This is a genomic window from Novacetimonas sp. GS1 (assembly GCF_036686925.1).
GTDB classification, from domain to species: domain Bacteria; phylum Pseudomonadota; class Alphaproteobacteria; order Acetobacterales; family Acetobacteraceae; genus Novacetimonas; species Novacetimonas hansenii.
Genome location: NZ_VSZP01000001.1, coordinates 223,477 through 249,934 on the forward strand (window position 1 = coordinate 223,477; position 26,458 = coordinate 249,934).

The following is a 26,458-nucleotide window of genomic DNA, read 5'->3' on the forward strand; positions in this document are numbered from 1 at the left end:
TCCCGTGTGGCATCCCCAGCGGCGGCATCTGCGGGCATGCGCATCGCCACCATCAGGAAGACACCACCCCCCTGCGCTCCGTCACGGGGGACACACCGGGCGCCGTGCGCGGCAGAACAATTTCCGCGCACAGGCCACCACTGTCGCGATTATACAGCCGAAGGCTTGCCCCCTCGCGCATGATTTCACGCGTGACGATCGCAAGGCCCAGCCCCATGCCACCGGTCGCGCGCGAACGTGATCCTTCCACCCGATAAAACGGGGTGGCGACCCGCGACAATTCCGCCTCTGGCAGGCCCGGCCCGTCATCTTCCACCCTGATGCGGATGCTGTGCGCCCCGACCTGCAACACGACATGCGCATTGCCCCCGTAATTCAGGGCATTGTCGATCAGGTTGCCAATCACACGCTTCATCGCCAGCGGCCGCACCACCGCCAGCACCTGATGCGGTCCCTCATACGTGACGGGTTTCCCCTGGTCCGCATCGTCATCCACCCGCGTGGCGATGATGGAGGCAAGGTTGACCGAACGCGCAGGTTCGGGATCATTCTCCCCCGCCAGATAGGCAAGGACCCCCGCGATCATGGCTTCCATCTCGGTCACGTCGGCCTCAATTTCCGCCTGTGCCGCCGCGTCCTCCAAGAACCCGGCCCGCAGCCGCAGCCGCGCCAGCGGCGTGCGCAGGTCATGCGACACGGCGGCCAGCGCCTCAGTCCGGTCGGCAATCAGGCGGCCGATGCGTTCCTGCATCGCATTGATGGCCCGTGCAAGGTAGCGGACTTCCCTCGGTCCCTTATCCTCCAGCGGCACCCAGCGCGTGGACCCCACCGTGTCGGCCACCTGCGCCAGCGCCCGCAGCGGCATGCTGAGCGCACGCACCAGCATGCCGGCCGCCAGCAGTACCGCACCCGCCAGCACGGCGGCAGAGACGATACCCCGGCGCATATGGTGCGGTTGCAGCAGGTCCGGCGCACTGAATCCCATGAAGCTGCCATCGGGCAGGCGCAGGACACCACGAATGTCGGACGTGGCCGTTACCGTGCCAGACAGGTTCAGCACATCCCCCTGCAACGCCGCAACGCTGCCCGCCACCCGGTCATGCAGGCCCCGTAACGCACCGGGTTCGGGGCGGAGCATGCCTTCCTGCGCACTGGTGCGCCAGTCGATGGCCAGGTCGGGGGTGGACAGCATCGCCGCCAGCACCATGCGTTGGGATGTGGGCGTCGCCGCAAGCACGCGCGCGTCAATCACCAGCCGTTCACTGACCTGATCAAGCTGCGCATCATCAATGGTATAGGTCTCGGCCTCTTCATAAAAAACCGAGCTGCCCACGAATACGAGGGCAACCGCCGCCAGCAGGACGAACATCACCCGCCCCACCAGCCCACGTGGCCACAGCGTGATGCGACGTGATGCGGGCGCGTCAGACAGGACGTCCTTCATGCCTGCCTGCCGTTATTGCCTGAAGACCGTTTTACAAACACACCCAAGGAACACCGCGCGAATTTCCGGAAGTTTCTGGTGAAGCCTTTTTCAAACCACCCTGAAAGAGGGCGGCCCTTCTGAAAAAAGGCAACCGCCAGAAACTTCCATGGATTTTAGAGACTGTTTGAAAAGTCAGGATCGATAGAACTCTGAAATTATAAAGGTTTTTGATGAAGCTTTTTCTAAAAAGCTTCAGAAGACGCCGCCTTTTTCGATCAAAAGGCAGCACCCAAAAATTTTTCTTGTTTTTATCAATGATTTATTTTCAAATAGTCTCTTATCAACTGACGATTGGACACCGTCTTCTCAGACGCGCTCCACCTCGGATGTGAAAATATATCCCATGCCGCGCACGGTGCGGATCAGGTTGTCCGCATCCGCGCCCAGCTTGCGGCGCAGGCGGCTGACCAGCACATCCACGCTGCGGTCAGACACATCACCCAGACGCGTGCGTGACAGTTCCAAAAGCCGGTCCCGCCCGATCACGCGCTGCGGATTGTCAAGGAAACTGGTCAGCAGGTCATGTTCCGCACCGGAAATCTCCACCGCGGCACCTGACGGGTCCGTCAGTTCGCGTCGGCGCAGGTCCAGCGTCCAGCCGGAAAAACGCAACGTCTCCTTGCGGGGGCGCCCGGCACTTGGTGTGGTGATGCCACCACCACGCCGTCGCAGGACCGCACGCACACGCGCCAGCAGTTCCTTCTGCCCGAATGGCTTGGGCACATAATCATCGGCGCCAAGTTCCAGCCCCAGCACACGATCGAGTTCTTCCCCCCGTGCGGACACCATGATGATCGGCACCTCGCTGACATCCGTGCCACCTGCGGGAAGCGCGCCCTCGCCCGAACGCAGGGCACGGCACAAATCAAGGCCATTCGTCCCCGGCAGCATGACGTCAAGGATGATCAGGTCAGCAGGCTGCGCCGCCAGCGCATCCCACATTTCCGATGCGTCCTGCACCCCACGCACGCGATAGCCATCACCCTGCAACGCCCGTACGATCAGGGTACGGACGCCTGCATCGTCCTCGACAACAACGATACGGGCGGGAAGATCAGGTTCAACAGATGGATGTGTGGTCATGCCTGGCAGTATTTCCCTGAAATTCAAGACTGATCGCTGAACGTGCAGCTTTCACCTTATCCAACGTGTGGAACGGGCAAAAGGGTGCGTCATATGTCATAAAATGTCAGGGGGTGGCGCAACGCGCCCGCAAATTACCACGGCGGGAGGGGCATGGGCACGCCTGTCGCGTCATGCAAGAAGCCCTGCCTGACAGACATCATGCAGCCGGCATCATGAAAATAATCATAAATGCCCAGCAGGGCTTATTGCAGAAAACCCAGAGATTGTTTGAAAAGTCAGCCTCGATAACATACTGAAATTACAAAGGTTTTTGGTGAAGCTTTTTCCAAAAAGCTTCAGAAGACACCGCCTTTTCGATCAAAAGGCGGCACCCAAAAACTTTTCCTGTTTTTATCAAAGGTTTGTTTTCAAACACTCTCTCAGAAAATTTCAGGGGGATGCCGCCTTCCCGTGAGAAGTCGGCATCCATGATTTTTCTGTCTTATCAAACGGGGACTCTACAAAAGTCCCTTCAGGACGGCGCACCCAGCTTGAGCACCCAGAACTGTGCGATATCACGCGCGCCATTGTCGCCGCCGACGCCCTTCAGCGTGGCGATCGCGGCAGCCTTCTGCCCTGCGGCAGCCTGCGCCAGGCCAAGGTGCAGCTTTGCGATGTTGATGTCGGTCGGGCCTTTCGCAATGCCCGCATTCATCACCTGCAGGCCTTTGTCCGCCTGACCAAACGTCACATAGTTATAACCCGTCGTCACCAGCGCGTTGCCATTGGGGGACTGCTGGGCCTGCGTTTCCGCCGTGGCGATGTTCGCCTTGCGGTCCGCCACCGTCTGGGTGATCATCTGCTTCAGGCGGTCTTCACGCGCGGCGCCCGCATCATGACCCAGCACGTTCGCGCCATACCCTTCGTTCATCACGTCAAGCGCGACCTGGGGCAGGCCCGCCTGCATCGCGAGTTCGGCGATGTCGATATATTCCGCCGGCGTCTTCACCAGACCTGCCGCCAGACGCACGCGGTCAATGTCCAGACGCAGCGCAGGCGCCATATGCTGGTTGCTCAGCACCGAATGCACAACCTGCGCCCAGTAATCAGGCTTGGGATAATAGGTTGCCAGCGCGACATAGGTCTGCATCAGCGCCGCCTGGTCATGCGTCTGCGCCTGACAGGCCGCCAGAAGCTGAAGCTGGTTTTCGGTGGGCTTCGTGCCCGCCTTCGCCTGCACGTTGATCTGCGCCTGCTGCGCGCGTGCGGCGTTGGTGTAATCCTTCTGCAGGTAATAGGCCTGGATCAGGATGGTGTACATCTGCGGATTTGCGCCACCCGCCTTGATATATTTCTCCGCGACCTGCGCAGCGCGGGGATAATCCTTGGCGGTATAGGCCATGGAGGCTTCGGCCAGCGCCATCTGTTCCTTGGTGGCCGCGGGTGTACGGCCTGATGCGATCAGCTTGTCATAGGCTGAGATCGCCGCGTTGACATCACCCGACTGCGCCGCGACGGCTGCACGCATCTGGTCAATGGTATAGGATTCATATTCGGTCTTGCCAGACACGGCCTCGGCCGCGTCCACGGCTGCCATCGCCTGCGGGTATTTGTGGGCGGCAAGCGCCGTCTGCGCGGTCTGGAGGTTCTTGCCCACCTTCTCGCCCAGTTCGTCTGCGGCCTGCGCGGGCTGCACCATCAGGAACACGGACAGCGGCAACGCCGTCACCGCACCGGCCAACAGCATGCCACGCACCCGGAACGACGATTTCAACTTACTGCTTTTCAACTTATTGTCCTTTCCATGAATTCGGTCATGACCCGTAATCGCGGACCGTGCCGCGCATTGCATGAATGACAGCGCAATCTTCACCACCCCGCAAGGAGGGGCGCGCGGGTATCTGCGTGCGCCATGCCCGTAAAATGGCACGGGCCGGCGTCATGACCAACGCCGGCCTTGCCAGTACGGATGCACGACACGCGACCGATCCCCGCCGCGCACGTCAGTACTCAGCCGTTGGGATCAATGTGGCGATAACCGCCAAGCAGCACGGACTGCACATCGGCCGCGAAATTGCGGACCTCGTCCATCGCGCCCTTGTTACGGCGCACCAGCAGGTTGTAGCCAAGAACCGCCGGAACCGCGGTGCCAAGGCCGATGGCCGTCATGATGAGCGATTCACCAACCGGGCCTGCAACCTTGTCGATCGAGGCATTGCCCGCGATACCGATGGCCGTCAGCGCGTGATAGATGCCCCAGACCGTGCCGAACAGGCCAACGAACGGAGAGGTCGAACCCACGGTCCCAAGGAACGCAAGCCCGCCCTGAAGGCGCGTCTGCACCAGTTCGACCGAACGCAGGATCGACATCGTCGTCCATGAATGCAGGTCGATCGCCTCCTGCATCGTGCCTTCGTGGTGTTCGGCCGCAGTGATGCCGGTCTGCGCGATATAGCGGAAGGGCGAACTGGCGGGCATCGCGTCGGAACCGGCCTGGATGGTCGGCTTGGTCCAGAAATCGGTTTTCATGATCTTCGCATCCTTGAGGATGCGCGCCTGCTCCAGGAACTTGCTGATCATGATGTACCACGTGCCGACCGACATGACGACCATGATCAGCAGAACGGTACGGGCAATGAAGTCACCGTTCGACCACAGGGCGCCCAGACCATACGGGTTGGCCTCCGCCCCTCCTCCGCCTGCGGCGAAAGCCATGGCCGGCGCGGCCGTCATCAGCACTACGGCCGCGGTAAGAAGGATACGATGCTGTCGGGTCATTGTAATCAAGATCCTCTGACGGGAAAGAAACGGTGCGGGGTCCCGGCAATACAGGGGACCGGCAGACGACAGGGCCGGGACCGGCCCGCCATACGGTAAAACGGTCATTTTTCATGAACCGGATGGTCAGGCCCATGCAGCATCCGCGCGATATTGGGCGGCGCGATGCGGGGCACGACCGGGATGGAAAGGACAGGGCCATGGGGCGGCACGGCGGCGGGAAGGAAGGATGGCGCATCACGGACGATCCGCAACGGGATCAATTGCGCCCGGGGTGGGGCGGGAAACATGTTCCATGACTTGGGATGCAGGCCATAGGCAAAAATACCGACCGCGACGACATGCAGCACCGCAACACCTGCAATTACCCGCGCGAATGGGGTCTGCCGACGTTGCAGTCTTACATAATCCATCCCGGAACCACCCTTATCCCAAACCCGTGCCATGGCATGCCAACGCGTGCCTGCCCGCCCGACGGAACGGGGCATGACGCATGACGATGCCGGTTATGGGATTGGGCGGTTTCCGCCGTCGCATGTCAAGGCGGTTATGCACCGGAAACGGAACAATTTTCCCGCAAGTGCCTCACACCCGGCCTGAAAAGGGGGTGCGGGGCGGACCTGTACGCCGATTGATGGCCGGGGGATGCGAAAACACCCCCCATTTACGCGCCCGCCCGCACCACGGGACGGGCACGCGGGGATCACTGCGCCTGTGCGCTGGCTTCCGAGCGGGTGGCCCCAACCTGCGCTGCAAGGGAGGCGGCCATGAAATCATCAAGGTCGCCATCAAGGACAGCGCCCGGATTCGTCTTTTCCATGTTGGTCCGCAGGTCCTTGACCAACTGATAGGGGGCAAGGACATAGGAACGGATCTGATGGCCCCAGCCGATATCGGTCTTCGCCGCCTCGGTCTGTGCCGCCGCCGCCTCGCGCCGCTGGAGTTCTTGCTCGTACATCCGCGCCTTGAGCATCGCCATCGCGGTCGCGCGGTTACGGTGCTGCGACCGGTCGGTCTGACACGCAACGACAATCCCGGTGGGGATGTGGGTGATGCGGATGGCCGATTCCGTCTTGTTGACGTGCTGCCCGCCCGCACCAGACGCGCGGAAGGTATCGACGCGCAAATCGGCCTCGTTGATGTCGATTTCGATGGAATCGTCAATCACGGGATAGACCCACACCGACGCGAATGAGGTCTGCCGCCGCGCCGCCGCGTCAAACGGGGAAATACGCACAAGCCGGTGGACCCCGGCCTCCGTCTTCAGCCAGCCATAGGCATTCGGGCCGCTGACCTGAATGGTGGCGGATTTCAGGCCGGCCTGCTCCCCTTCGGAACTTTCCATCAGGGTCACTTTGTACCCATGCTGCTCGGCCCAGCGGGTATACATGCGCAGCAGCATCTCGGCCCAGTCCTGCGCCTCCGTCCCGCCTGCGCCCGCATTCACCTCAAGGTAGCAGTCATTGCCGTCAGCCTCGCCCGAAAGCAGGCTTTCGGTCTCCCGCCGCTTTGCTTCCTCGGCCAGCGCACGCAGGGCCAGCACCCCTTCGGCCACGACATCGCCGTCGCCTTCCATCTCTGCCAGTTCCACGAGTTCGATCGTATCGCGCACGTCGCCTTCAAGCTTCTGCACGCCCTCGATCTGGTTCGCCAGCAGCGTACGCTCGCGCATCAGTTTCTGCGCGGCCTCGGCATCATTCCACAGGTCCGGGTCTTCGACGCGGTTATTCAGTTCCGCGAGACGTTCAGTTGCGACATCCCAGTCAAAGATGCCTCCTCAGCAGCGCCACCGACTGCTTGATCTGGTCATTCAGGGCCTCGGTCTCGGCAGACATCGGGGCTTACTCCTACGCTCATCGTGATAGGGACACATGCGACCGGCGGGCATGGCAGCCACACCGGGCCATCGTGTCAGGTCTCAATCCTGTCAGGCGTCAATACAGGCCGCCCATTCCGATGTCACCCCCGGATGGCACGGGCGGCGCGGACGAACCGGGCGAAGACTGCCCCACCGTCCCCGGCACGCCGTTCCCCACCGGGCCATGGCCGGGGGCCGTCGCCATGTCGCTTTCGGAATCGGGCATGTTCTCCGCCCCTGTATCAGCGGCTGTAAGCGTGCCAATCGCACCCGCGCCCATATCAACGCTGATGCCGGGTTGCTGGTCGGGCTTGAAGGCGTCAATCGCCATGCCCATGCCGGTATTGTACTGCGCAAGGCGCATGCCAGGCGGCGCACGGAAATCCACCCGTGGCCGTTCCGCCAGCGCGGCCTTCATCACCTGGTTCCAGATCGGGCCTGCAATCACCCCACCGGTTTCATTGCGGCCAAGGCTTTGCGGTGTATCGAACCCGATCCATACCACCGTCACCAGGTCGGGGGAGAAACCGGCGAACCATGCATCGTTGAAATCCTGGCTGGTGCCGGTCTTTCCGGCCACAGGCTGATCGATCCCGGCGCCAGCGCGCACACCGGTGCCCCGGCGGATCACATCACGCAGCATGGTCACGACCTGGTACGCACTGTCGGCGGACACAACCTGCGGGCGCGTATCTTGCAGCACAGGCCCGGTATCGGACGCCGTGGCGGCATCCGGCCCACCAGAGGGCAAAGCAGACGCGACAGGCACGGACGGCGCGGCGCCTGATGATACGGCCCCCGATGCTACGACTCCCGATGATACGACGCCGGGCGATGCGGGCACGGATGTCGGGGACACGGGTGTTGCGGGCATGGGACCAAGCTGAAGCCCCGGCGCGCGCCACAGGACATTGCCGTTGCGGTCCTTCACATCATCAATCAGCGTCGGCGTCACCAGATGGCCACCCGCCGCCAATGTGGCATAGGCCCCGGCCTCCCGCATCACGGTCGTTTCCACGGCACCCAGGGCGGCGGGCAACACCAGCGGCATGGAATGCACGAGGTCGAGTTTCTGCGCCATGTCGGCCACCGACTTCATGCCGATCTGTGCGGCAAGGCGGATCGTGACCAGATTGCGCGATTCCCGCAGGGCATCATGCAGCATGGTCGGACCCCAGAAGTCCTTTTCATAATTGTTGGGATGCCATTCGCCATAAGATACCGGCGAATCATCGAACTTCTGCGATGGCGAAATCCCCTGCTCCATCGCGGCAAGATAGACGAACGGCTTGAACGACGATCCCGGCTGGCGCGCGGCCTGTGTCACGCGGTTGAACTGCGATGCACGGAACGACCATCCCCCCACCATCGCCAGCACACGCCCGGTGCGCACGTCAATGGTCGTCAACGCCCCTTCGACACGGGGCACTTGTCGCAGGGCGACGCCGGAACTGTCGGCCATCGGTTCGATCATCACGACATCGCCGGTCGCAATCCCCTTGCCCGTACGCATCCACGAACGGTCACGCACCGGAAGTTCCCCGGTGCGCGGGATGACGGGGGACTTGCCCTCCAGCCAGCCGACCTGCCCCGTCACCGCCGAAAGCACGACCGCAAGACGCCACGTCGTCAGCATGGAGGCCGGCGCCCCGACCCGCGCCAGTGCGCTGGCCCAGTCCCCATGCGGGTCCACATCGTCCAGATGCGTGACCGGCCCGCGCCAGCCGCCATGGGCACGGTCATAACGCATCAGCCCTTCATGCAGGGCCGTCGTCGCCACCTGCTGCAGGTGCGGGTCCATGCTGGTATGGACCGAAAGGCCACCTTCCATGGTGGAATTGATGCCGTATTTATCGATCAACTGGCGGCGCACCTCCTCCGAAAACCATTCGGAACCGGGAACCGGGCCGGGACGGGTGAAGGAGGCGGGGATCAGGGGTTCCTGTTCCGCCGCACGGGCTTCCTGCGGGGTGATGGCATGCAGGTCGGCCATACGTTCCAGCACCCAGTTGCGCCGCCCGGTCGCAGCCTGCGGAAAGCGCACGGGATTGTAGTTGGTGGGCGATTTGGGCAACGCGCCAAGGAAGGCGGCTTCCGCATTGTCAAGCTGGTCCAGCGGCTTGTTGAAATAGGTCTGCGCGGCGGCCCCGATGCCGTACGCCCCGTCGCCAAGATAGATTTCATTGAGGTAGATTTCGAGGATCTGCTGCTTGGAAAGCGTCTGTTCCAGCCGCATCGCCAGCAGCGCCTCCTTGGCCTTGCGTTCCATCGACACGGCGTTGGAGCCCAGCAGCATGATGCGCGCCACCTGCTGCGTGATGGTGGACGCACCGATCGGCCGGTGTTTGGAGCCGTGCATCATCAGGTCCGTCAGGCCCGCGCGGATGATCGCCAGCGGGTCCACCCCGCCATGGGTGAAGAACTTCTGATCCTCCGCCGCAAGGAAGGCGTTGCGCACACGTTCGGGAATCGCACTGTAGGGAACGAAGATCCGCCGCTCCGCCGCAAGTTCGGCCATGATCTGGTCATCGCCGGAATAAAGGCGGCTCATCACCGGGGGCTGATAGGTACGCAGCCCGTCAACAGTCGGCAGCCCTTCGGCCAGGCGTGAATATTCCTGCCACGCGACGACACCGCCAACCCCACCGGCCAGCAGCACGACACCCAGCACCCCGCCCGCCAGCCTGCGCACCAGGCGATAACGCGGGCGCGGGCCACCCGTGGGGGGACGCGGACGCCGCCCGGCCGGCCGGCCGCCATCACGCGTGGCGTCAGAGGTTCCATCCACCCGGCCATCGCGGCCCGATCCGTCAGCAAGCGTCATCCGGTATCCAATAGGGAAATAGGGACTGTGGTCTGGCCCCCTGTTGGTCTGCCCCTGTCCTAGCACCGTCCGGCGCCCACGTCGCCCCCGATCCGCAACACACGCATGACAGCCCGTTCAGGATCAGGCGCGCAGGCGGTCCCATTCCGCGCGGCCATCACGGTCAAGCGCGTCGAATTCCGCGTCCGTCAGCACCAATGTCGCGGCCTGCGCATTGGCACGGGCGTGATCGGGGCGGGAGGTGCCGGGAATGGGCAGCATGACCGGCGAACGCCGCAACAGCCACGCCAGCGCCACCTGTCCCGTGGTGACGCCGCGCGACTGCGCCACGCGTGTCAGCACATTATCCTCCCGCGCAAGCCCCCCTGCCGCCAGCGGGGCCCACGGGATAAAGCCGATCCGTTCGCGCGTGCAGTAATCAAGCACCGCCTCAGAATAGCGGTTCACAAGGTTGAAGCGGTTCTGCACCGTCGCAACCGGGAAATACAGCCGCGCGCGCTCGATCATCTCCACCGTGACTTCTGACAGGCCGACATGGCGGATCAGCCCCTGCGCGCACATCGTGGCGATCTCTTCAAACTGCCGTTCAGGCGTGGTGTCGGGGCCGACGCGGTGAAGCTGCCACAGGTCGATGCGTTCCACACCCAGGCGACGCATGCTCATCATCACACACTGGCGCAGGTAATCAGGGTTGCCCACCGGGCGCCAGAGGTCGGGGCCATGGCGGGTATGGCCACCCTTGGTCGCAATCACCAGGCCCTTGTAAGGCGACAGGGCCTCGTGAATCAGGTCTTCACTGACGAAAGGGCCATAGGCGTCGGCAGTGTCGATGAAGTTCACGCCAAGTTCAGGCAGCAGCCGCAACGTGGCAAGGGCGGCATCACGGTCGGCGGGTTCGCCCCAGATGCCCGGCCCCGTGATGCGCATCGCCCCGAACCCAAGGCGCGCGACCTCAAGTTCACCGCCAATACGGAATGTGCCGCCGGGACGTGATGGGGATACGGTCATGGCGTTACTCCTTGCCTATTTCCACGCAACAGCCTGTCACCTGATGACGGGCACCTGATAATGGGCACCTGATAACGGGCAGGGAAATGACGGGCTGCACGGACCCTGCCCTGTGCGCACGCTGCCCTGTGCCCCATGCAGGGCACAGCGGGTCAGGGGAAAACCGGGGGGTCAGAAGTGTCAAGTGAAGCCTGTTTTCAAAAAGCCTTGCAAGGCACCGCCCTGTTCAGGGACGAGGCGGCCGCAGAATTTTCATGTTTCAGCCCAGCATGCGCCCGATCACGCGCGCGGTGTAATCCACCACGGGAATGATGCGCCCGTAATTGATCCGCGTCGGGCCGATGACACCGATCGCACCAACGATGCGGTTGGAATCAGTACGTGCGGGCGCCATCACCACCGACATCCCGGCCATCCCGAACAGGCCGCTTTCCGCACCGATGAATATCCGCACCCCTTCGGATTCGCACGCAAGGTCGAGCAGCCGCAACATCGTCTCCTGCGTTTCCAGCCGGTCGAACAGCATCTGGATGGTCGAAAGCCGCTCGATCTCCGTCACATCTGACAACAGCCGCGCCTGACCCCGGATGAACAGCGTCCCGCCACGTTCTTCCGCATCACTCCACGTGGCAAGGCCGCTGGCCACCACCTCTGTCGTCAACTGATCGAGTTCGGTACGGTTGGCCGCGATGTCACCGCTGACCTTGTCACGCAGGATGTCGAGCGTCCGGCCCGACAGGTGCGCATTGAGGTAGTTCCCCGCCTCCACCAGCGCAGAGGGCGGCAGGCCAGAGGGGATTTCGATCACGCGGTTTTCCACCTGTCCGTCGGACCCGACCAGAATGACCAGCGCGCGGCCCGGACCGAGGGCGACGAACTCGATATGCTTGATGGTGCCATCGCTCTTGGGGGCAAGGACCAGCCCCGCGGCCGAGGACAGGCCCGACAGCATCAACGATGCCTCCCCCAGCATGTCCTGTAGCGAACGCCCCCGGACCTCCAGCGCGCGGGTGATCGTCTCGCGCTCCTCCTCACTCAGGCTGCCGAACTGCAACAGGCCATCGACGAACAGGCGCACACCCTTTTCCGTCGGCAGGCGCCCGGCAGAGGTATGGGGCGAAAACAGCAATCCCGCCTCGGTCAGGTCGGCCATGATATTGCGGATCGTCGCAGGTGACAGCGACAGCGGCAGGCGACGCGACAGGGTGCGCGATCCAACCGGGTCGCCGGTTTCGACATACTGCTCCACAATTTCGCGCAATATCGCGGCGGAACGCGCATCCAGCCCCGGCGGCAGGGCGGGACGCGAAGACAGTACTCCGATATCCATGGCGTTCTCCCTCCTTGCGCGCAGATATAAACAGCCACGATGTCCCGCCTTCTGATCTGGCGCGGGCATGGGTCGGTGACAAGGATAGGCACAACGTATTGTTGCGACAATCACATGATTGCGCCCCGCCCCCACAATTCCCACACCGGCTCGCGCCCGCGACACACCGGCCGGGGACAGGACTGGCGGGGACGGGACTGGAAAGAACGGGGGTTGCGCGCTATGCCGCGAGACACGATTTCATCGGGAGTTTCCTTCATGCGCCCATCCGGCCGCGCCATTGACGCCCTTCGCCCCGTTTCCATACAGACCGGCTTTGCCCGCCATGCCGAAGGGTCCGCGCTGATCCGCATGGGCGGGACCGAGGTTCTGTGCGCCGCCAGCATTGAATCCCGTGTCCCCCCGTTCCTGCGGGGCAAGGGACAGGGATGGGTTACAGCCGAATATGGCATGCTGCCGCGCGCAACCCACAGCCGTGGCCCGCGTGAGGCCGCAAAGGGGAAACAGGGTGGCCGCACACATGAAATCCAGCGCCTGATTGCACGTGCGCTGCGTGCGGGGATAGATCTGCGGGCCTTGGGCGAAATCTCCATCACGGTGGATTGCGATGTGCTCAACGCCGATGGCGGCACGCGCTGTGCCGCCATCACCGGCGCGTGGGTTGCACTGCGTCTCGCACTTGACGGACTGGTGCGGGCGAATGTGATCCCGGCCCTGCCAATCACGGCGCAGGTGGCGGCAGTATCATGCGGCCTGACGGGGGCGGGTGCGGTGCTGGACCTTGATTACGCCGAAGACAGCAATGCCGTGGCGGACGCCAATTTCGTGCTGACCGAAACCGGCGGCATCGTCGAAATCCAGGGGACGGCGGAACAGGCCCCCTTTTCACAGGAACAGTTCAACGAACTGATGCGTCTGGCGCAGGTCGGGACGGCACAGCTGTTTGAAATCCAGCGCGACGCGGTGGCGCAGGCGGTGACGGCATGAGCCCCGTGCAGGCACGCGGGCTGCGTCGGGGGGATACCCTCGTCCTTGCCAGCCATAATGCAGGCAAGCTGGTGGAGTTTTCCGCGCTGCTGTCCGGGTATGGGATCAAGGTTATCTCTGCCGCGACGCTGAACCTGCCGGAGCCGGAAGAAACCGCCACGACCTTTGCCGGGAATGCCGAAATCAAGGCGCTGGCGGCGGCGCAGGCGGCGGGCCTGCCTGCACTGGCTGATGATTCGGGATTCTGCGTCAGTGCGCTCAATGGTGATCCGGGCATCCTGTCGGCGCGCTGGGCCGGTCCGGACAAGGACTTCCCCGCCGTCATGCGCCGTATCCATGACCTGATGGGCGATACCCCCGACCGAACGGCATGGTTCATCTCTGTCCTGTGTCTGGCATGGCCGGACGGACAGAGCACAACATTCGAGGGACGCATCGACGGGCAGGTCGTCTGGCCGCCCCGCGGAACACATGGCCATGGCTATGACCCGATCTTCGCCCCCGAGGGCAGCCCCCTTACCTTTGCGGAAATGACGGAAACACAGAAAAACACCATCAGCCACCGGGGCCGTGCCTTCCGCCTTTTTCGGGAGGGATGCCTGCAACCCGCGTGATCTCCATGCGTCATCGCCTAAAAAAAGCTGGGCCAGAAAAAGCTGGATCGTGTCACCGGCCCTGACATCAGGCGACCGGTCAACACGGGGCGTCCCAATCCTGGACGCCCCAATTCTGGACACCCTGCGGGCCGTCCATGAGGATAGCCCATGGGGCAGCCCAAGGGACGCAACCGGGAACGCCGTTGCGTCACACAATTCATCCTCGCCAATAAAAAAGCCCTGCCACGCAAACGTGTGGCAGGGCTTTTTTTCAGGTCAGTTCCTGTCCGGCGACAGCACGGCAGGGCCGTCAGCGTCCGGTCATGATCCGTTCGACAAGCTGCGCCACAGTGGGCACGAACCCGTTGGCATAGAAAGGATCGGTCGCAAAACGCCACGCATTGGTGCCACCGAACATCAGGTTATGTTCCATGACATCGCCCGCATCGGGACCATGGGCATGCGCCACGGTCTGAAGTGTCTTCTGGATACAGTACGAACGCGGGTCAGCCTTGTGCCCGTTGGTATAGGACGGAGCCCTCTGGCTCCAGTTGGAAAAGCGGCATTCCGACAGGCACCCCATGCAGGCCGCCTGGTCGGACAGGATTTCGCGCGCCTTTTCCGGCGTGACGAACACCAGCGTATTGTCCGGCGTGCGCAGCCCCTCCGTATAGCCTTCACGCTGCCACAGGGCGGCATGCTCGCTATCGGGATGGGTTACGTACACGACGCGGCCACGCGCCCCCACGCTGAACGCCGTCGCATGTTCACCCACGGGTTCGGTGGAAAACGCAATCTGGCGTTCGGAACGCGCCCGCAGTTCGCGCAGGAAGTCGTTATTCACCGCCGAGGAATAGAAACCGGTCGGGGAGAAGCGGTTAAGGAACACATCCCCCTTCTTCAGCGTCATCAGCCGCTGTTTCCATACATCGGGAATGGGGCTTTCACGCGTCAGCAATGGGCGCGTACCGAACTGGAACGCCACAGGCCCAAGGTCGGGATTGTCAATCCAGTCCTGCCATTCCTCCAGACACCAGACGCCACCCGCCATGATAATGGGGGTCTCATCAAGGCCAAAGGCACGCATCTGCTTGCGCAATGCCAGCACACGCGGCAACGGATCTTCGGGGGCGAGGGGATTTTCCGTGTTCGACAGGCCATTATGCCCGCCCGCGCGCCACGGATCCTCGTACACCACACCACCAAGCAGATCCGCGCTCTTGTGATATGAACGCCGCCACAATGCGTTGAACGCACGTGCCGACGACACGATGGGGTAATAATACACACCGTATTCAGTGGCGATGTCCGACAGGCGATAGGGCATGCCCGCGCCACATGTCAGGCCGTTGATCAGGCCCTTCGTACCTTCCAGCACGCCACGGATCACACGTTCGGCCCCGCCCATTTCCCACAGGATATTGGCGTGGATGCGTCCCTTGCCACCCGCGACCTCGTGGGCGATGCGCACCTGATCGATACCACCCCTGATGGCGTAGTCGATCAGTTCCTCATGCTTCTCAAGACGGGTGCGCCCCCGATAGATCTGGGGCACGACATTTCCGTCGGCATCGTACGAATCGGCATTCACGATCGATACCGTACCAGCACCGCCCGCCCCGGCCCAATGCCCGGACGAGGCCCCGGTGGAGATCGAAACCCCTTTTCCCCCCTCGACCAGGGGCAGGATATCCACCCCACCCATCCGGATCGTGTTGATCGCCTTCATCGTCATTCCATCGTCATCTGTAAAACCGGTCCACACCGGCCATGTCGCGGAAACCACGGGCCCGGGGTCATGCCCCGCGCCCGTGATCCCTCAGGTCGGTCGTGCCCGCGATATCCGTATCAGCGCGCGGTGCGCCCGGCCTTTGCGCCAACCGCTTCACCGATATCGGCACCGGTTTCCTGATCGACAACCCGCATGGACAACTTCACCTTGCCGCGGTCATCAAACCCCAGAACCTTCACCTTCACTTCATCACCCTGCTTGACGACATCGGTGGTCTTCGCGACACGCCCCTGCGCCAGTTCGGAGATGTGGACAAGACCGTCACGCGGACCAAGGAAGTTCACGAACGCACCGAAATCAGCCGTCTTGACCACCTTGCCGTTATAGATCTTGCCGATCTCGGGCTCGGCCACGATGCCACGGATACGCTCGATCGCCTTTTCCGCCTGTTCGTCAGAAGACGCGGCGATCATGATCGTGCCATCGTCGTTGATGTCGATCTTTGCACCCGAATATTCCACGATCTCGCGGATGACCTTGCCACCCTGCCCGATCACGTCGCGGATCTTTTCCTTCGGCACCGAAATCGTGGTGATCTTCGGCGCGGAAGACGACACATCCGAACGCCCTTCCGTCAGCGCCTTGGACATCTCGCCAAGGATGTGCATGCGGCCACCGCGTGCCTGATCAAGCGCGATTTCCATGATCTCTGGCGTGATGGACGTGATCTTGATGTCCATCTGCAGGGCGGTGATGCCGTTTTCCGTACCCGCAACCTTGAAGTCCATATCGCCGAGGTGATCCTCGTCACCAAGGATATCGGACAGGACCGCGAATTCTTCCTCTTCCTTGATCAGGCCCATCGCGATGCCCGCGACCGGACGCTTCAGCGGAACGCCCGCATCCATCAGCGCCAGCGACGTGCCGCACACCGTGGCCATGGAGGACGAACCATTGCTTTCGGTGATTTCGGACACGACGCGCATCGTGTACGGGAAGGTATCCTTACCCGGCAGCAGCGGGTGGATCGCACGCCATGCCAGCTTGCCATGACCGATTTCACGACGCCCCGGCGAGCCCATGCGACCACATTCCCCGACCGAGAACGGGGGGAAGTTGTAATGCAGCATGAAATTGGTGCGGTATTCACCTTCAAGCGCGTCGATCACCTGTTCATCCTGACCGGTGCCAAGCGTCGCGATGACAAGGGCCTGCGTCTCGCCACGGGTGAACAGGGCGGAGCCATGCGCACGCGGCAGGATGCCGACTTCGGAAACGATCGGGCGGATTGTCTTGAGGTCGCGGCCATCAATGCGATGCCCCGTCTCCAGCACGGCAGAGCGCACGACGTTGGCTTCGAGTTCCTTGAGCAGCGGCTTCGCGGCTTCGGCTTCTGCCGGGTCGAGCTTGGCGAGGATCGCGTCCTTCGCAGCGGCAACCTTCTTGTAACGCACCTGCTTGACGCGTTCCTGGTACGCCTCGGCGATTGCCTTGCGGCCCAGCTTCTCGATCTTCTTGCGCAGCTTGATTTCTTCTGCACTCGGCTCGACCAGATCCCACGGTGCCTTCGCCGCGTGTTCAGCAAGCTCGATGATCGCGTCGATCACGTCCTGGAATGCCTCGTGCCCGAACGTCACCGCGCCGAGCATGACCTTCTCGCTCAGTTCAGCGGCCTCGGACTCGACCATCAGCACACCTTCCTCGGTGCCTGCGACGACGAGGTCAAGCGCGCTTTCCTTCGTCTGCGCGATGGTCGGGTTCAGGACATACTTGCCATCAATATAACCCACGCGGCATGCGCCAACCGGGCCGAAGAACGGAACACCCGACAGTGTCAGCGCGGCCGAACAGCCGATCAGCGCCACGATCGCCGGATCATTTTCCATATCATGGCTCAGCACCGTGGCGACAACCTGCACCTCGTTGCGGAAATTGTCGGGGAACAGCGGACGGATCGGCCGGTCGATCAGGCGTGAATTGAGGACTTCGGCCTCGGACGGACGGCCTTCGCGCTTGAAGAAGCCACCGGGGATCTTGCCCGCGGCATAGGCCTTTTCCTGATAGTTGACCGTCAGCGGGAAGAAATCCTGCCCCGGCTTGACGCTTTTCGCGCCGACGGCGGTGCACAGCACGACCGTATCGCCATAGGTGACGACAACCGCGCCATCAGCCTGGCGCGCAATCTTGCCCGTTTCGAGGATAAGGGGACGGCCGCCCCACTCGATCTCAGTACGGAAATAATCAAACATGCAGACAGTTCCTGTCCGTTGGCTACCGCAAACGGAGCAGAGCGGACCGAACATTGGGATATCGATGGCAGCGCCTCGGACGGCATGGAGCGATGACGGGCCTGCCGCCAATACACCATGTGGCCTGAAACGCTGCGACCCTGTCCGGGTGTCTCCGCCGTCGTGTCGGCAGCGTGTGTTTGCGACATCCACCATTGAATGCCACGAAAATGCACGGATGCGCGGCACGGGACGCCACCGCCCCGCAACCGCGCAATATCCGTGGCGGGCGCATTATGAATGCGATCCCGCCATGCCGCAAATCAGCGACGCAGGCCCAGACGCTTGATCAGCGTTTCATAACGGGTCTGGCTCTTGCGCTTGACATAATCCAGCAGGCGGCGGCGGCGCCCCACCAGCATCAGCAGACCACGACGCGAATGGAAATCCTTCGCATGGGTCTTCAGGTGCTCGGTCAGGTTGACAATCCGTTCCGTCAGCAGCGCAACCTGTACTTCCGGCGAACCGGTGTCCTTGGCTGCGGTCTGGTATTCATCAATAAGCGCCGTGCGGCGTTCGGGGGTAATCGACATCGGGATGCTCCGTTCAAAAGAGATGGTCGTGGTTTACAGCATGCGCACGGGCCGCAACCATCCATCAACCGGACGGCACAGGCCCACGACACGCGCCCCGTCCATCGCGCGCACGACCCCGCTGCGGGGATCGACGGCATCTGGAATCCGGCCCATCAGATCAAGCAGGCTGAGCGCCTGCCCATGCGACAGGGATTCTGCTTCTTCCGGGGTCAGGGCCAGCGCCGGGATGTCGTCCAGCGCGGTCGCGACCGGAAGCAGCAGATCCGGCGAGGCAGGCGCGTTGTCGGCGCTGGCGACGATTTTGTCCAGCACAATCGCATCCGATTCCCCAAAAGGCCCCACCTGCAGCCGCCGCAGCGCCGCAACATGACCCACGGTCCCGCATGCACGCGCGATATCACGCGCCAAAGACCGCATGTACACGCCCTTGCCGGATTCCACCTCAAAGATCGCCGTATCCGCATCGGGACGCGCAATCAGTTCAAAACGGTCGATACGCGCCGGTCGCGGCGGCAGGTCGGGCGGACGCCCGTCACGCGCCATGTCATAGGCGCGCTCCCCCCCGACCTTGAGCGCGGAAAACACCGGGGGGATCTGCATGATATCGCCGCGAAAGGCCGCCAGCGCCGCCTCGAACGCCGCATTGTCGGGGCGCACGTCCGATGTTTCGGTCACGACACCATCGGCATCATCACTATCACGTGCCTCACCGATGCGCAGGGTAAAGTGATACCGCTTGGTGCCGTCCATGACATAGGGGACAGTCTTTGTCGCCGCACCAAAGGCAACGGGCAGAAGGCCGGTCGCCAGCGGGTCCAGCGTTCCGCCATGCCCGGCCTTGCACGCGTCAAACAGATAGCGGACACGGCCGACCACCTGCGTTGACGTCATTCCTGACGGCTTGTCCACAATCAGCCAGCCATCAATCGGGCGTCCACGCCTGCGTCGCATCAGCACAAGAACCTTTTTGCCAAAGAACCAAGGCCCGTGCGTGTAAACGACGCGCCGGAACGGGGCAATGGCCTAATTCTTGCGCCATGGGGATGGCCGTTGCGCCCGCGTATGATAAAACGCCCCGGCGGGAACATGCCAGCCATCCGGCGGCCCCGCTTTCGCGACAGGCGTTCCGGTGCCATCCTTGATGACCCGTCGCGTAAGGCGGATTGGACTGAAACCTCTTTAATATTGCGTCGTAGGGAGACCTGAACACATGGCAGAACGGCAGACCACGGTCGGCGCTTTCGTGTTGGGTGGTGCGCTGCTGGGGGTCGCGGCAGTCGTCCTGTTCGGCAAATTTCACCCGTTTTCCGCCACCAACAACGCCGTCGTGATTTTCGACGGGGCCATCAACGGACTGGGAATCGGTGCCCCCGTCACGCTTGAGGGTGTGCAGGTCGGCGCGGTGGAAAAGATCGGGATCAAGTTCGATCCCGCCTCCCACAAGGCGTATATCCCCGTCACGATCCAGTTGCGCGCGGACCGCACGAAATCCACCGAACACAGCCAGGGCCTGACCGCCGAGGGGCTGCCGGACCTGATCCAGCATGGTCTGCGCGCGGAACTGCATATGCAGAGCTTTGTCACGGGACAGGAGGAAATCGACCTGTCATTCGACCCCGCGACACCTGCGCGCCTGCATCCGGGCATGTCGGACCTGACGGAAATCCCGGTGCGCGAATCGGAAATGCAGAAGCTGACCGATACGCTGACGACCCTGCCGCTGAAGACGATCGCAACCAACGCCGATGAAATGCTGGTCAGCATCCGCAGCCTTGCAGAGCGTCTGGACAAGGACCTGCCCCCGCTGGTGACAAGCGTGAAGGAAACATCCGACCGCAGCCGCGTGACCGTCGATACCGCAACCGATACGATCCGCGATCTCGACAAGCGGCTGGACGTGACACTGTCGTCGATCGACCGGCTGGCCAACAGCGGCACGCAGCAACTTGATTCGCGCGGCGCCGAACTGCATGACCTGCTGATCAATTCGAACAACACCGTGACAGAGGCACGCCAGACACTGGCGGGGCTGCATGACATCACGGCCCCGAGTTCGGCGGATCGCGCCAACCTTGATTCCTCGCTGCGTGACCTGGCCGCCGCTGCATCCGCCCTGCGCGGTTTTGCAACCGATGTGGAGCGTAATCCCCAGCTTCTGCTGATGGGACGTCGCAACTGACGCGGCATAACACTGACATGTCATGGTTGCCAAAGGGCCATGCCCTTTGGCCGGTCCAGAGCAGTGCCCCTGCCTGATTTTCCCCATAGGGAACAGGTTCCTGGCCCGCAGGAACCCAAAACCTGCGGCTTGTCATGAAAGAGATGACGATCCGGGGTGGTGTTAATCAAAAATAGGAAAAGTTTCTGGATGCCGCCTTTTTTCAAAAATGCGGCGTCTTCTGAAGCTTTTTGGAAAAAGCTTCACCAAAAATCTTTATGATTTCAGGATGTTATTGAGACTGACTTTTCAAACAGTCTCTAAAAACAACAGGTTTCCAGATGGCGAATTTTTAAAAAGTAACGCCTTTCAAAGCTTTCTGGCAAAAGCCTCACCGGAAACCTGTGTGATGCTGAGGGTATCCACAGATCTGCCTTATTCAGGGCATCCCCTCAATCTTCAAGGTCACGCGCCACGGCAGGGTCGCGCAACAGATCATCCACATGCATTGCATAATCCAGCGCCGTATCCGGCTGGAAATGCAGGTCCGGCACCCCACGCAGGCGCACCATATGCGACAGGCGGGAACGCAGGAAGGATGAAACACGCTTGAGCGCAGGCAAAAGCGCCTCAATATCGCTACGTCCCAGCCGTGCGACGAAAACGGTCGCGTGCTTCAGGTCAGGCGAAATCCGTACCTCGGTCACAGTGATGCGGGCATCAACCAGTTCGGGATCACGGAATTCAACACGCGCGAAAATATCCGCCAGCACACGACGGATTTCTTCGGCCACGCGCAACTGACGTTGCGAGGGGCCAGACGCACCTTGACCGGCAAGTTTCCCTGCCGGCCCGGTGGTCTTTACCTTGTCCCTTGAAGAATGGCGGCTCATGCCGGAACCAGTTCCATTTCAAAGCACTCGACCATATCGCCTTCGCGAAGGTCATTATAACCGGCAAAGGACAGGCCGCATTCATAACCGCGCGCCACTTCCTTCACATCATCCTTAAAGCGCTTGAGCTGGCTCAGCTCGCCTTCATGAATGACCACGTTGTCACGCAGCAGTCGCACGCCACAACCACGCTTGACCACGCCTTCGGTGACATAACAACCGGCAACCTTGCCCACGCGGGTAATGTCGAACACCTGACGGATTTCGGCATACCCCAGGAACTTCTCGCGGTGTTTCGGCGCAATCTTGCCGCGCACCAGCTGCTCCACATCATCGGCCACCTGATAGATGATCGAATAATAGCGGATATCCACGCCTTCACGCTGCGCCAGTTCGCGGGCCTGTGCCGTTGCACGGACGTTGAACGCGATAATGACCGCGCCCGATGCCTTGGCAAGCTGCACGTCGCTTTCGGTGATCTGGCCAACACCCGCGTTAAGGACGCGAATCTTGACTTCCTCATGCTCCAGCTTCTGCACCGTGATCTGCAATGCTTCGGCAGATCCCTGCACATCGGCCTTGATAAGGACCGCGACTTCCTTCTGCGCACCGGCCTGAATCCGGGCCAGCATCTGGTCAAGGGTGCCACGCGCGGCCGTCTGGCCTGCCGCGGTGCGTTCCTTGATCACGCGCTGACGGAACTCCGAAATCTCACGGGCACGATTTTCGTTATCAACGACAACGAACTGCTCGCCCGCACCCGGAACCCCGGTAATGCCCAGCACCTCGACCGGCATCGACGGGCCTGCATCCTGAATCTGACGGTTGCGATCGTCGATCATCGCACGCACCCGGCCCCATTCGGCGCCAGCCACCACGATGTCACCACGATGCAGCGTGCCCTTCTGGACCAGAATTGTGGCCACCGGGCCACGCCCACGATCAAGACGGCTTTCGATAACCGCGCCTTCGGCCATGCGATCCGGATTCGCCTTCAGGTCGAGCATTTCGGCCTGCAGCAGGATCGCCTCTTCCAGTTTGTCGAGACCCGTGCGCTTGAGGGCGGAGACCTCGATATCCTGCGTGTCGCCCCCCATGCCTTCGACGACAATCTCGTGCGACAGCAGTTCCTGACGGACCCGGTCGGGGTTCGCACCCGGCTTGTCGCACTTGTTGATCGCAACGATGATGGGGGCATCTGCCGCCTTGGCGTGCTTGATGGCCTCGATCGTCTGCGGCATGACGCCGTCATCGGCCGCCACGACCAGCACGACAACATCCGTCACCGACGCGCCACGGGCACGCATGGCCGTAAAGGCTTCATGGCCGGGGGTATCGATGAAGGTGATCTTCGCACCCGACGCCAATGTCACCTGATACGCACCGATATGCTGCGTGATGCCCCCCGCTTCGCCAGTGGCGACATCGGTGGTGCGCAGCGCATCAAGCAACGAGGTCTTGCCGTGATCGACATGGCCCATGACCGTGACAACCGGTGGCCGTGGCCGCAGGTCATCCGGCCTGTCCTCGATGCCCTCGATACCCAGTTCGACATCGCTATCGGCGACACGACGGACACGATGGCCGAATTCCTGCACAACCAGTTCAGCCGTATCGGCATCCAGCGACTGCGTGACGGTCGCCATGACGCCCATCTTCATCAGCGCCTTGATGACCTCGCCCTGACGGGCGGCCATGCGGTTGGCCAGTTCCTGCACCGTAATCGTTTCAGGCAGGATAACGTCACGCACGACACGGACCTGATCCGAACGCAGGCGTTCCAGTTCCGCCTGGCGGCGTTCACGTTCACGCTGGCGACGGACCGACGCCAGTGAACGCGTCTTGTCGTCATCACCCTCGATCGCAGCCTGCACGTCGATGCGGCCCGAACGACGGCTGTCATTCTTCTTTGCCCCGCCCGATGGACGGCGTCCCGGCGCGACATTGCCACCGGGGCGACGGCTGGGGCGGCGTTCTTCCTCCGCCCCTTCGGCACGGCCTGAACGCAGGCGCAGCGTTTCCGCCGGCGCCGCCGCCGAAGCGGTGCGCGCAGGTGCAGGACGCGACGGCGTTACAGGCTTGGACGGCATGATTGCACGTTCAGCCAGCGGACGCAGACGTTCCATCGGCGGCGCAAGCGTCACCTCGCCAGGAATGGGCGTGGCCGACACGACCGGGCCAGGAGGTTCCACCACCGGCGCGGCCGGGGTGACGGCCGGGGCCGGGGCCTGTGCCGCACTGGCGGCGCGGGCCTGCTTTTCCTCACGCTCGCGCGCTTCGGCCTCGGCCCGGGCGCGTTCGCTTTCCTCAGCTTCGCGACGGGCGTCTTCTTCCTTGCGCCGTGCTTCCTCGGCGGCGGACAGGATCGTGATCTTTTCCTGTTCGCGCCGGTCCTTTTCCCGCTGGATCGCGGCCTGACGCTGCTCTTCGAGCACGCGCTGGCGCGTGGCCAGTTCAGCCGCCGTCAGCGCCCGTCCGGCACCGGCGCGACCACCGGAACGGCCACCCGCCGGACCTGACCCGCTGCCTGGAGTCCCGGCACCGCGCTTCTTGCGCACCTCTACCTGAACCACCTTTGAACGACCATGGCTGAAGCTTTGCCTGACGGAACCGGCATCGACCGTCCGTCCGACCTCCCTCCGGCCCGCCGGCCGCAGGGACAAGCGTCCCTTACCCTGATCCTGATCGTTGCCTTCGCTCATGTACCCGCCTGTTCACACCGTCCGACGGACTTATCCGCCGAATTCGGTCCCATCCTGCCGGACAGTCCCGCAAAACGTTCATTCTCGACACGGAAACGACGTGCCAGTTCGCCATGCAGCATCGCTGCATGTACGACATGGTCACGGCCGAATGCCGCACCCAGCGCCAATGCCGTAGGAACCACCGCAACCGGAAGATCCCGTGCACCGGACAAAACTCTCATCCTCTCGTCCGGGCTCCCGTCCGCCGCCTGGATAACCAGTGCTGCGCGACCGCCCACGACCCATTCCCGCACCTTGGCAAAACCACAGACAACCTGTCCGGCCCGCCGTGCAAGTCCCAGGACATCCATCATCCTGCGTTCCAGTCCATCTTCAATCAGATGGGCCAGATCAGGCGGAATGACAACCTGTCCGCGCGCGGCACGTGCAAACGCGCCACGCGTCTGTGCCGTTTCTAGCACATCCCGCCGTGCGCTCAACCAAATTCCCCGTCCGGGCAGACGCGCGGAAAGATCGGGGGTCACGATCCGGTCTGGCGAAATGACAAACCGGACCATCGTTTCACGGGGCAGGCGTTCACGCGTTACCGCGCAACGGCGCAGTGGGCCGCGCTCTTCCTGCTCCTCGTGATCTTCTATGGGATATTCCTCAGACGTCGGAATTCTCCTGCTGTTCAGGGGCTTCATCCGCCCCCGACTCGTCACCCTCGAACCAGTGCGCACGTGCGGCCATGATGATTTCGTTGGCCGCCTCCTCGTCAATCGCATCGCCGCCAAGGATATCGACCAGTTCATCACCCGCCAGATCCGCAAGGTCATCAAGCGTCTTGACGCCCTTTTCCCCCAGCGTCACCAGCATCTGGACCGTAAAGACTCCAAGGGCCGCAATATCGTCCGATACCCCAAGGGCACGGCGCTTTTCGTCCATTTCCTCTTCGCGACGCGCAAGGAAACCTTCGGCGCGACGCACCAGTTCACTGGCGACATCCTCGTCAAAGCCTTCGATCCCGGCCAGTTCGTCGGCATCGGCGAAGGCCAGTTCCTCGATAGAATGGAAACCTTCTGTCACCAGCAGGCCCGCGATCACGTCATCAACGTCAAGCGCCTCGACAAACTGGTTGCTGCGGCGGCGGAATTCTTCCTGTCGGCGCTCCGATTCCTCGGCTTCGGTCAGGATGTCGATATCCCAGCGCGTCAACTGGCTGGCAAGGCGCACATTCTGACCACGACGACCGATGGCAAGGCTGAGCTGCTCGTCCGGGACGACCACTTCGACCCTGCCGGCCTCTTCATCCATCACCACCTTGCTGACTTCCGCGGGCGCCAGCGCGTTGACCACGAAGGTCGCGGCCTGCGGGCTCCACGGGATGATGTCGATTTTCTCGCCCTGCAGTTCCTGCACCACGGCCTGCACGCGCGACCCGCGCATACCGACGCACGCGCCAACCGGGTCGATGGAGGCATCGCGTGAAATCACCGCCATCTTGGCGCGCGAACCGGGATCGCGGGCCACGGCCTTGATCTCGATGATCCCGTCATAAATTTCGGGCACTTCCTGCGCAAACAGCTTGGCAAGGAATGCCGGATGCGTACGCGACAGGAAAATCTGCGGCCCACGCGGTTCGTCACGCACGTCATAGATATAGGCACGCACGCGATCTGAATTGCGGAAGCTTTCGCGCGGGATCAGTTCATCGCGCCGCAACAGCGCCTCGGAACTGCCGATTTCCACCATCAGGTTGCCGTATTCGGTACGCTTGACGGTGCCGTTGACGATCTCGCCCACGCGGTCCTTGAAGTCGTTATACTGGCGCTTGCGCTCATATTCGCGCACGCGCTGGACAATCACCTGCTTGGCCGTCTGGGCGGCGATGCGCCCGAAATCGATCGGCGGCAACGGGTCGATCAGATGTTCGCCCAACTGGATTTCCGGCCGGAACTTACGCGCGATATGGAGCGGGATCTGCGTTTCCTCGTTCTCCACTTCCTCCACCGCTTCGGTCCAGCGCGACAGGCGGACGTCGCCGGTCTTGCGGTCGATGGTGGCGCGAATGTCCTTCTCGTGGCCGTACTTGGCGCGGCCGGCCTTCTGGATGGCCTGCTCCATCGCCTCGAGCACTTCTTCGCGGTCGATCGACTTCTCACGCGCGACGGCATCCGCCACCAGCAACAGTTCAGGACGGGAAACGGACGTATCCATCAGGGTCTCCAGAGC

The 26,458-nt window shown here is 62.5% G+C and carries 21 protein-coding genes; 3 read left to right on the forward strand and 18 right to left on the reverse strand.

What is annotated here, in order from left to right:
• Positions 1-52: 52 nt before the first annotated feature.
• From FYB92_RS01115 to hrcA, 10 genes are all read right to left on the reverse strand, one after another.
• Positions 53-1,444 carry an ATP-binding protein gene (locus FYB92_RS01115; RefSeq protein ID WP_003617056.1) on the reverse strand — a complete coding sequence of 464 codons (1,392 nt, stop codon included), beginning with the start codon at positions 1,442-1,444 and terminating at the stop codon, positions 53-55.
• A 348-nt stretch (positions 1,445-1,792) separates the two neighbouring features.
• Positions 1,793-2,569, reverse strand: a complete 777-nt coding sequence (locus FYB92_RS01120; RefSeq protein WP_003617054.1) for a response regulator — start codon at positions 2,567-2,569, stop codon at positions 1,793-1,795.
• A 301-nt stretch (positions 2,570-2,870) separates the two neighbouring features.
• Positions 2,871-3,041, reverse strand: coding sequence for a hypothetical protein (locus FYB92_RS01125; protein WP_332828046.1), 171 nt, complete (start codon positions 3,039-3,041; stop codon positions 2,871-2,873).
• Positions 3,042-3,083: 42 nt separating this feature from the next.
• Positions 3,084-4,298 carry a tetratricopeptide repeat protein gene (locus FYB92_RS01130; RefSeq protein ID WP_332828953.1) on the reverse strand — a complete coding sequence of 405 codons (1,215 nt, stop codon included), beginning with the start codon at positions 4,296-4,298 and terminating at the stop codon, positions 3,084-3,086.
• 263 nt (positions 4,299-4,561) lie between these two features.
• Positions 4,562-5,329, reverse strand: a complete 768-nt coding sequence (locus FYB92_RS01135; RefSeq protein WP_003617049.1) for a MotA/TolQ/ExbB proton channel family protein — start codon at positions 5,327-5,329, stop codon at positions 4,562-4,564.
• A 104-nt stretch (positions 5,330-5,433) separates the two neighbouring features.
• Entirely contained in the window at positions 5,434-5,817 is a 384-nt protein-coding gene (locus FYB92_RS01140; RefSeq protein ID WP_003617047.1) for a hypothetical protein, read from the reverse strand.
• Between the two features lie 215 nt (positions 5,818-6,032).
• Positions 6,033-7,164 (reverse strand): peptide chain release factor 2 gene (prfB, locus tag FYB92_RS01145; RefSeq protein ID WP_110550018.1). Its coding sequence is split into 2 segments (ribosomal slippage): positions 6,033-7,094 and positions 7,096-7,164, totalling 1,131 coding nucleotides; the frame shifts between segments, so codons are not numbered across the junction.
• Positions 7,165-7,263: 99 nt separating this feature from the next.
• Positions 7,264-10,011, reverse strand: a complete 2,748-nt coding sequence (locus FYB92_RS01150) for a PBP1A family penicillin-binding protein (RefSeq protein WP_332828047.1) — start codon at positions 10,009-10,011, stop codon at positions 7,264-7,266.
• A gap of 123 nt (positions 10,012-10,134) precedes the next feature.
• Positions 10,135-11,019 carry an aldo/keto reductase gene (locus FYB92_RS01155; RefSeq protein WP_003617038.1) on the reverse strand — a complete coding sequence of 295 codons (885 nt, stop codon included), beginning with the start codon at positions 11,017-11,019 and terminating at the stop codon, positions 10,135-10,137.
• Positions 11,020-11,278: 259 nt separating this feature from the next.
• The gene (gene hrcA / locus FYB92_RS01160; RefSeq protein ID WP_003617036.1) at positions 11,279-12,349 is read right to left on the reverse strand and encodes a heat-inducible transcriptional repressor HrcA; all 1,071 of its coding nucleotides are present in this window, start codon (positions 12,347-12,349) and stop codon (positions 11,279-11,281) included.
• A gap of 258 nt (positions 12,350-12,607) precedes the next feature.
• On the opposite strand from hrcA, the gene rph reads away from it, so the two are divergent.
• Positions 12,608-13,336, forward strand: coding sequence for a ribonuclease PH (gene rph, locus FYB92_RS01165; RefSeq protein ID WP_003617035.1), 729 nt, complete (start codon positions 12,608-12,610; stop codon positions 13,334-13,336).
• Entirely contained in the window at positions 13,333-13,950 is a 618-nt protein-coding gene (rdgB, locus tag FYB92_RS01170; RefSeq protein WP_003617034.1) for an RdgB/HAM1 family non-canonical purine NTP pyrophosphatase, read from the forward strand. The genes rph and rdgB overlap by 4 nt, the downstream gene beginning before the upstream one ends.
• 292 nt (positions 13,951-14,242) lie before the next feature.
• Here rdgB and FYB92_RS01175 read toward each other — a convergent pair whose 3' ends face one another.
• The 4 genes from FYB92_RS01175 to truB form a co-directional block, all read right to left on the reverse strand.
• Entirely contained in the window at positions 14,243-15,661 is a 1,419-nt protein-coding gene (locus FYB92_RS01175) for a nitronate monooxygenase family protein (protein ID WP_003617033.1), read from the reverse strand.
• 119 nt (positions 15,662-15,780) lie between these two features.
• Positions 15,781-17,913 (reverse strand): polyribonucleotide nucleotidyltransferase, encoded by a 2,133-nt coding sequence (gene pnp / locus FYB92_RS01180; protein ID WP_003617031.1) that lies wholly within the window; start codon positions 17,911-17,913, stop codon positions 15,781-15,783.
• Between the two features lie 302 nt (positions 17,914-18,215).
• A complete protein-coding gene (rpsO, locus tag FYB92_RS01185) occupies positions 18,216-18,485 on the reverse strand; it encodes a 30S ribosomal protein S15 (protein ID WP_003617029.1) in 270 nt (89 codons plus the stop codon).
• A 33-nt stretch (positions 18,486-18,518) separates the two neighbouring features.
• The gene (truB, locus tag FYB92_RS01190; protein ID WP_003617028.1) at positions 18,519-19,439 is read right to left on the reverse strand and encodes a tRNA pseudouridine(55) synthase TruB; all 921 of its coding nucleotides are present in this window, start codon (positions 19,437-19,439) and stop codon (positions 18,519-18,521) included.
• Positions 19,440-19,698: 259 nt separating this feature from the next.
• Here truB and FYB92_RS01195 point away from each other — a divergent pair, with 259 nt between their 5' ends.
• A complete protein-coding gene (locus tag FYB92_RS01195; protein ID WP_003617026.1) occupies positions 19,699-20,667 on the forward strand; it encodes an MlaD family protein in 969 nt (322 codons plus the stop codon).
• Positions 20,668-21,098: 431 nt separating this feature from the next.
• Here FYB92_RS01195 and rbfA read toward each other — a convergent pair whose 3' ends face one another.
• From rbfA to nusA, 4 genes are read right to left on the reverse strand one after another with little or no spacing between them, the layout of a single operon-like run.
• On the reverse strand, positions 21,099-21,539 hold the full coding sequence (rbfA, locus tag FYB92_RS01200) for a 30S ribosome-binding factor RbfA (protein WP_003617025.1): 441 nt from the start codon (positions 21,537-21,539) through the stop codon (positions 21,099-21,101).
• A complete protein-coding gene (gene infB, locus FYB92_RS01205; RefSeq protein ID WP_075624809.1) occupies positions 21,536-24,241 on the reverse strand; it encodes a translation initiation factor IF-2 in 2,706 nt (901 codons plus the stop codon). The genes rbfA and infB overlap by 4 nt, the downstream gene beginning before the upstream one ends.
• On the reverse strand, positions 24,238-24,930 hold the full coding sequence (locus FYB92_RS01210) for an RNA-binding protein (RefSeq protein WP_080545390.1): 693 nt from the start codon (positions 24,928-24,930) through the stop codon (positions 24,238-24,240). Before FYB92_RS01210 ends, infB begins: the two co-directional genes overlap by 4 nt.
• Positions 24,893-26,443 (reverse strand): transcription termination factor NusA, encoded by a 1,551-nt coding sequence (gene nusA / locus FYB92_RS01215; RefSeq protein ID WP_003617019.1) that lies wholly within the window; start codon positions 26,441-26,443, stop codon positions 24,893-24,895. The genes FYB92_RS01210 and nusA overlap by 38 nt, the downstream gene beginning before the upstream one ends.
• Positions 26,444-26,458 lie beyond the last annotated feature (15 nt).

What these genes read in the sequence shown, in the direction of transcription:
- FYB92_RS01115 (WP_003617056.1), bottom strand. Translation starts at nt 1,444, where the DNA reads ATGAAGGACGTCCTGTCTGACGCGCCCGCATCACGTCGCATCACGCTG.
- FYB92_RS01120 (WP_003617054.1), bottom strand. Translation starts at nt 2,569, where the DNA reads ATGACCACACATCCATCTGTTGAACCTGATCTTCCCGCCCGTATCGTT.
- FYB92_RS01125 (WP_332828046.1), bottom strand. Translation starts at nt 3,041, where the DNA reads ATGGATGCCGACTTCTCACGGGAAGGCGGCATCCCCCTGAAATTTTCT.
- FYB92_RS01130 (WP_332828953.1), bottom strand. Translation starts at nt 4,298, where the DNA reads ATGCTGTTGGCCGGTGCGGTGACGGCGTTGCCGCTGTCCGTGTTCCTG.
- FYB92_RS01135 (WP_003617049.1), bottom strand. Translation starts at nt 5,329, where the DNA reads ATGACCCGACAGCATCGTATCCTTCTTACCGCGGCCGTAGTGCTGATG.
- FYB92_RS01140 (WP_003617047.1), bottom strand. Translation starts at nt 5,817, where the DNA reads ATGCCCCGTTCCGTCGGGCGGGCAGGCACGCGTTGGCATGCCATGGCA.
- FYB92_RS01150 (WP_332828047.1), bottom strand. Translation starts at nt 10,011, where the DNA reads ATGACGCTTGCTGACGGATCGGGCCGCGATGGCCGGGTGGATGGAACC.
- FYB92_RS01155 (WP_003617038.1), bottom strand. Translation starts at nt 11,019, where the DNA reads ATGACCGTATCCCCATCACGTCCCGGCGGCACATTCCGTATTGGCGGT.
- hrcA (WP_003617036.1), bottom strand. Translation starts at nt 12,349, where the DNA reads ATGGATATCGGAGTACTGTCTTCGCGTCCCGCCCTGCCGCCGGGGCTG.
- rph (WP_003617035.1), top strand. Translation starts at nt 12,608, where the DNA reads ATGCGCCCATCCGGCCGCGCCATTGACGCCCTTCGCCCCGTTTCCATA.
- rdgB (WP_003617034.1), top strand. Translation starts at nt 13,333, where the DNA reads ATGAGCCCCGTGCAGGCACGCGGGCTGCGTCGGGGGGATACCCTCGTC.
- FYB92_RS01175 (WP_003617033.1), bottom strand. Translation starts at nt 15,661, where the DNA reads ATGAAGGCGATCAACACGATCCGGATGGGTGGGGTGGATATCCTGCCC.
- pnp (WP_003617031.1), bottom strand. Translation starts at nt 17,913, where the DNA reads ATGTTTGATTATTTCCGTACTGAGATCGAGTGGGGCGGCCGTCCCCTT.
- rpsO (WP_003617029.1), bottom strand. Translation starts at nt 18,485, where the DNA reads ATGTCGATTACCCCCGAACGCCGCACGGCGCTTATTGATGAATACCAG.
- truB (WP_003617028.1), bottom strand. Translation starts at nt 19,439, where the DNA reads ATGCGACGCAGGCGTGGACGCCCGATTGATGGCTGGCTGATTGTGGAC.
- FYB92_RS01195 (WP_003617026.1), top strand. Translation starts at nt 19,699, where the DNA reads ATGGCAGAACGGCAGACCACGGTCGGCGCTTTCGTGTTGGGTGGTGCG.
- rbfA (WP_003617025.1), bottom strand. Translation starts at nt 21,539, where the DNA reads ATGAGCCGCCATTCTTCAAGGGACAAGGTAAAGACCACCGGGCCGGCA.
- infB (WP_075624809.1), bottom strand. Translation starts at nt 24,241, where the DNA reads ATGAGCGAAGGCAACGATCAGGATCAGGGTAAGGGACGCTTGTCCCTG.
- FYB92_RS01210 (WP_080545390.1), bottom strand. Translation starts at nt 24,930, where the DNA reads ATGAAGCCCCTGAACAGCAGGAGAATTCCGACGTCTGAGGAATATCCC.
- nusA (WP_003617019.1), bottom strand. Translation starts at nt 26,443, where the DNA reads ATGGATACGTCCGTTTCCCGTCCTGAACTGTTGCTGGTGGCGGATGCC.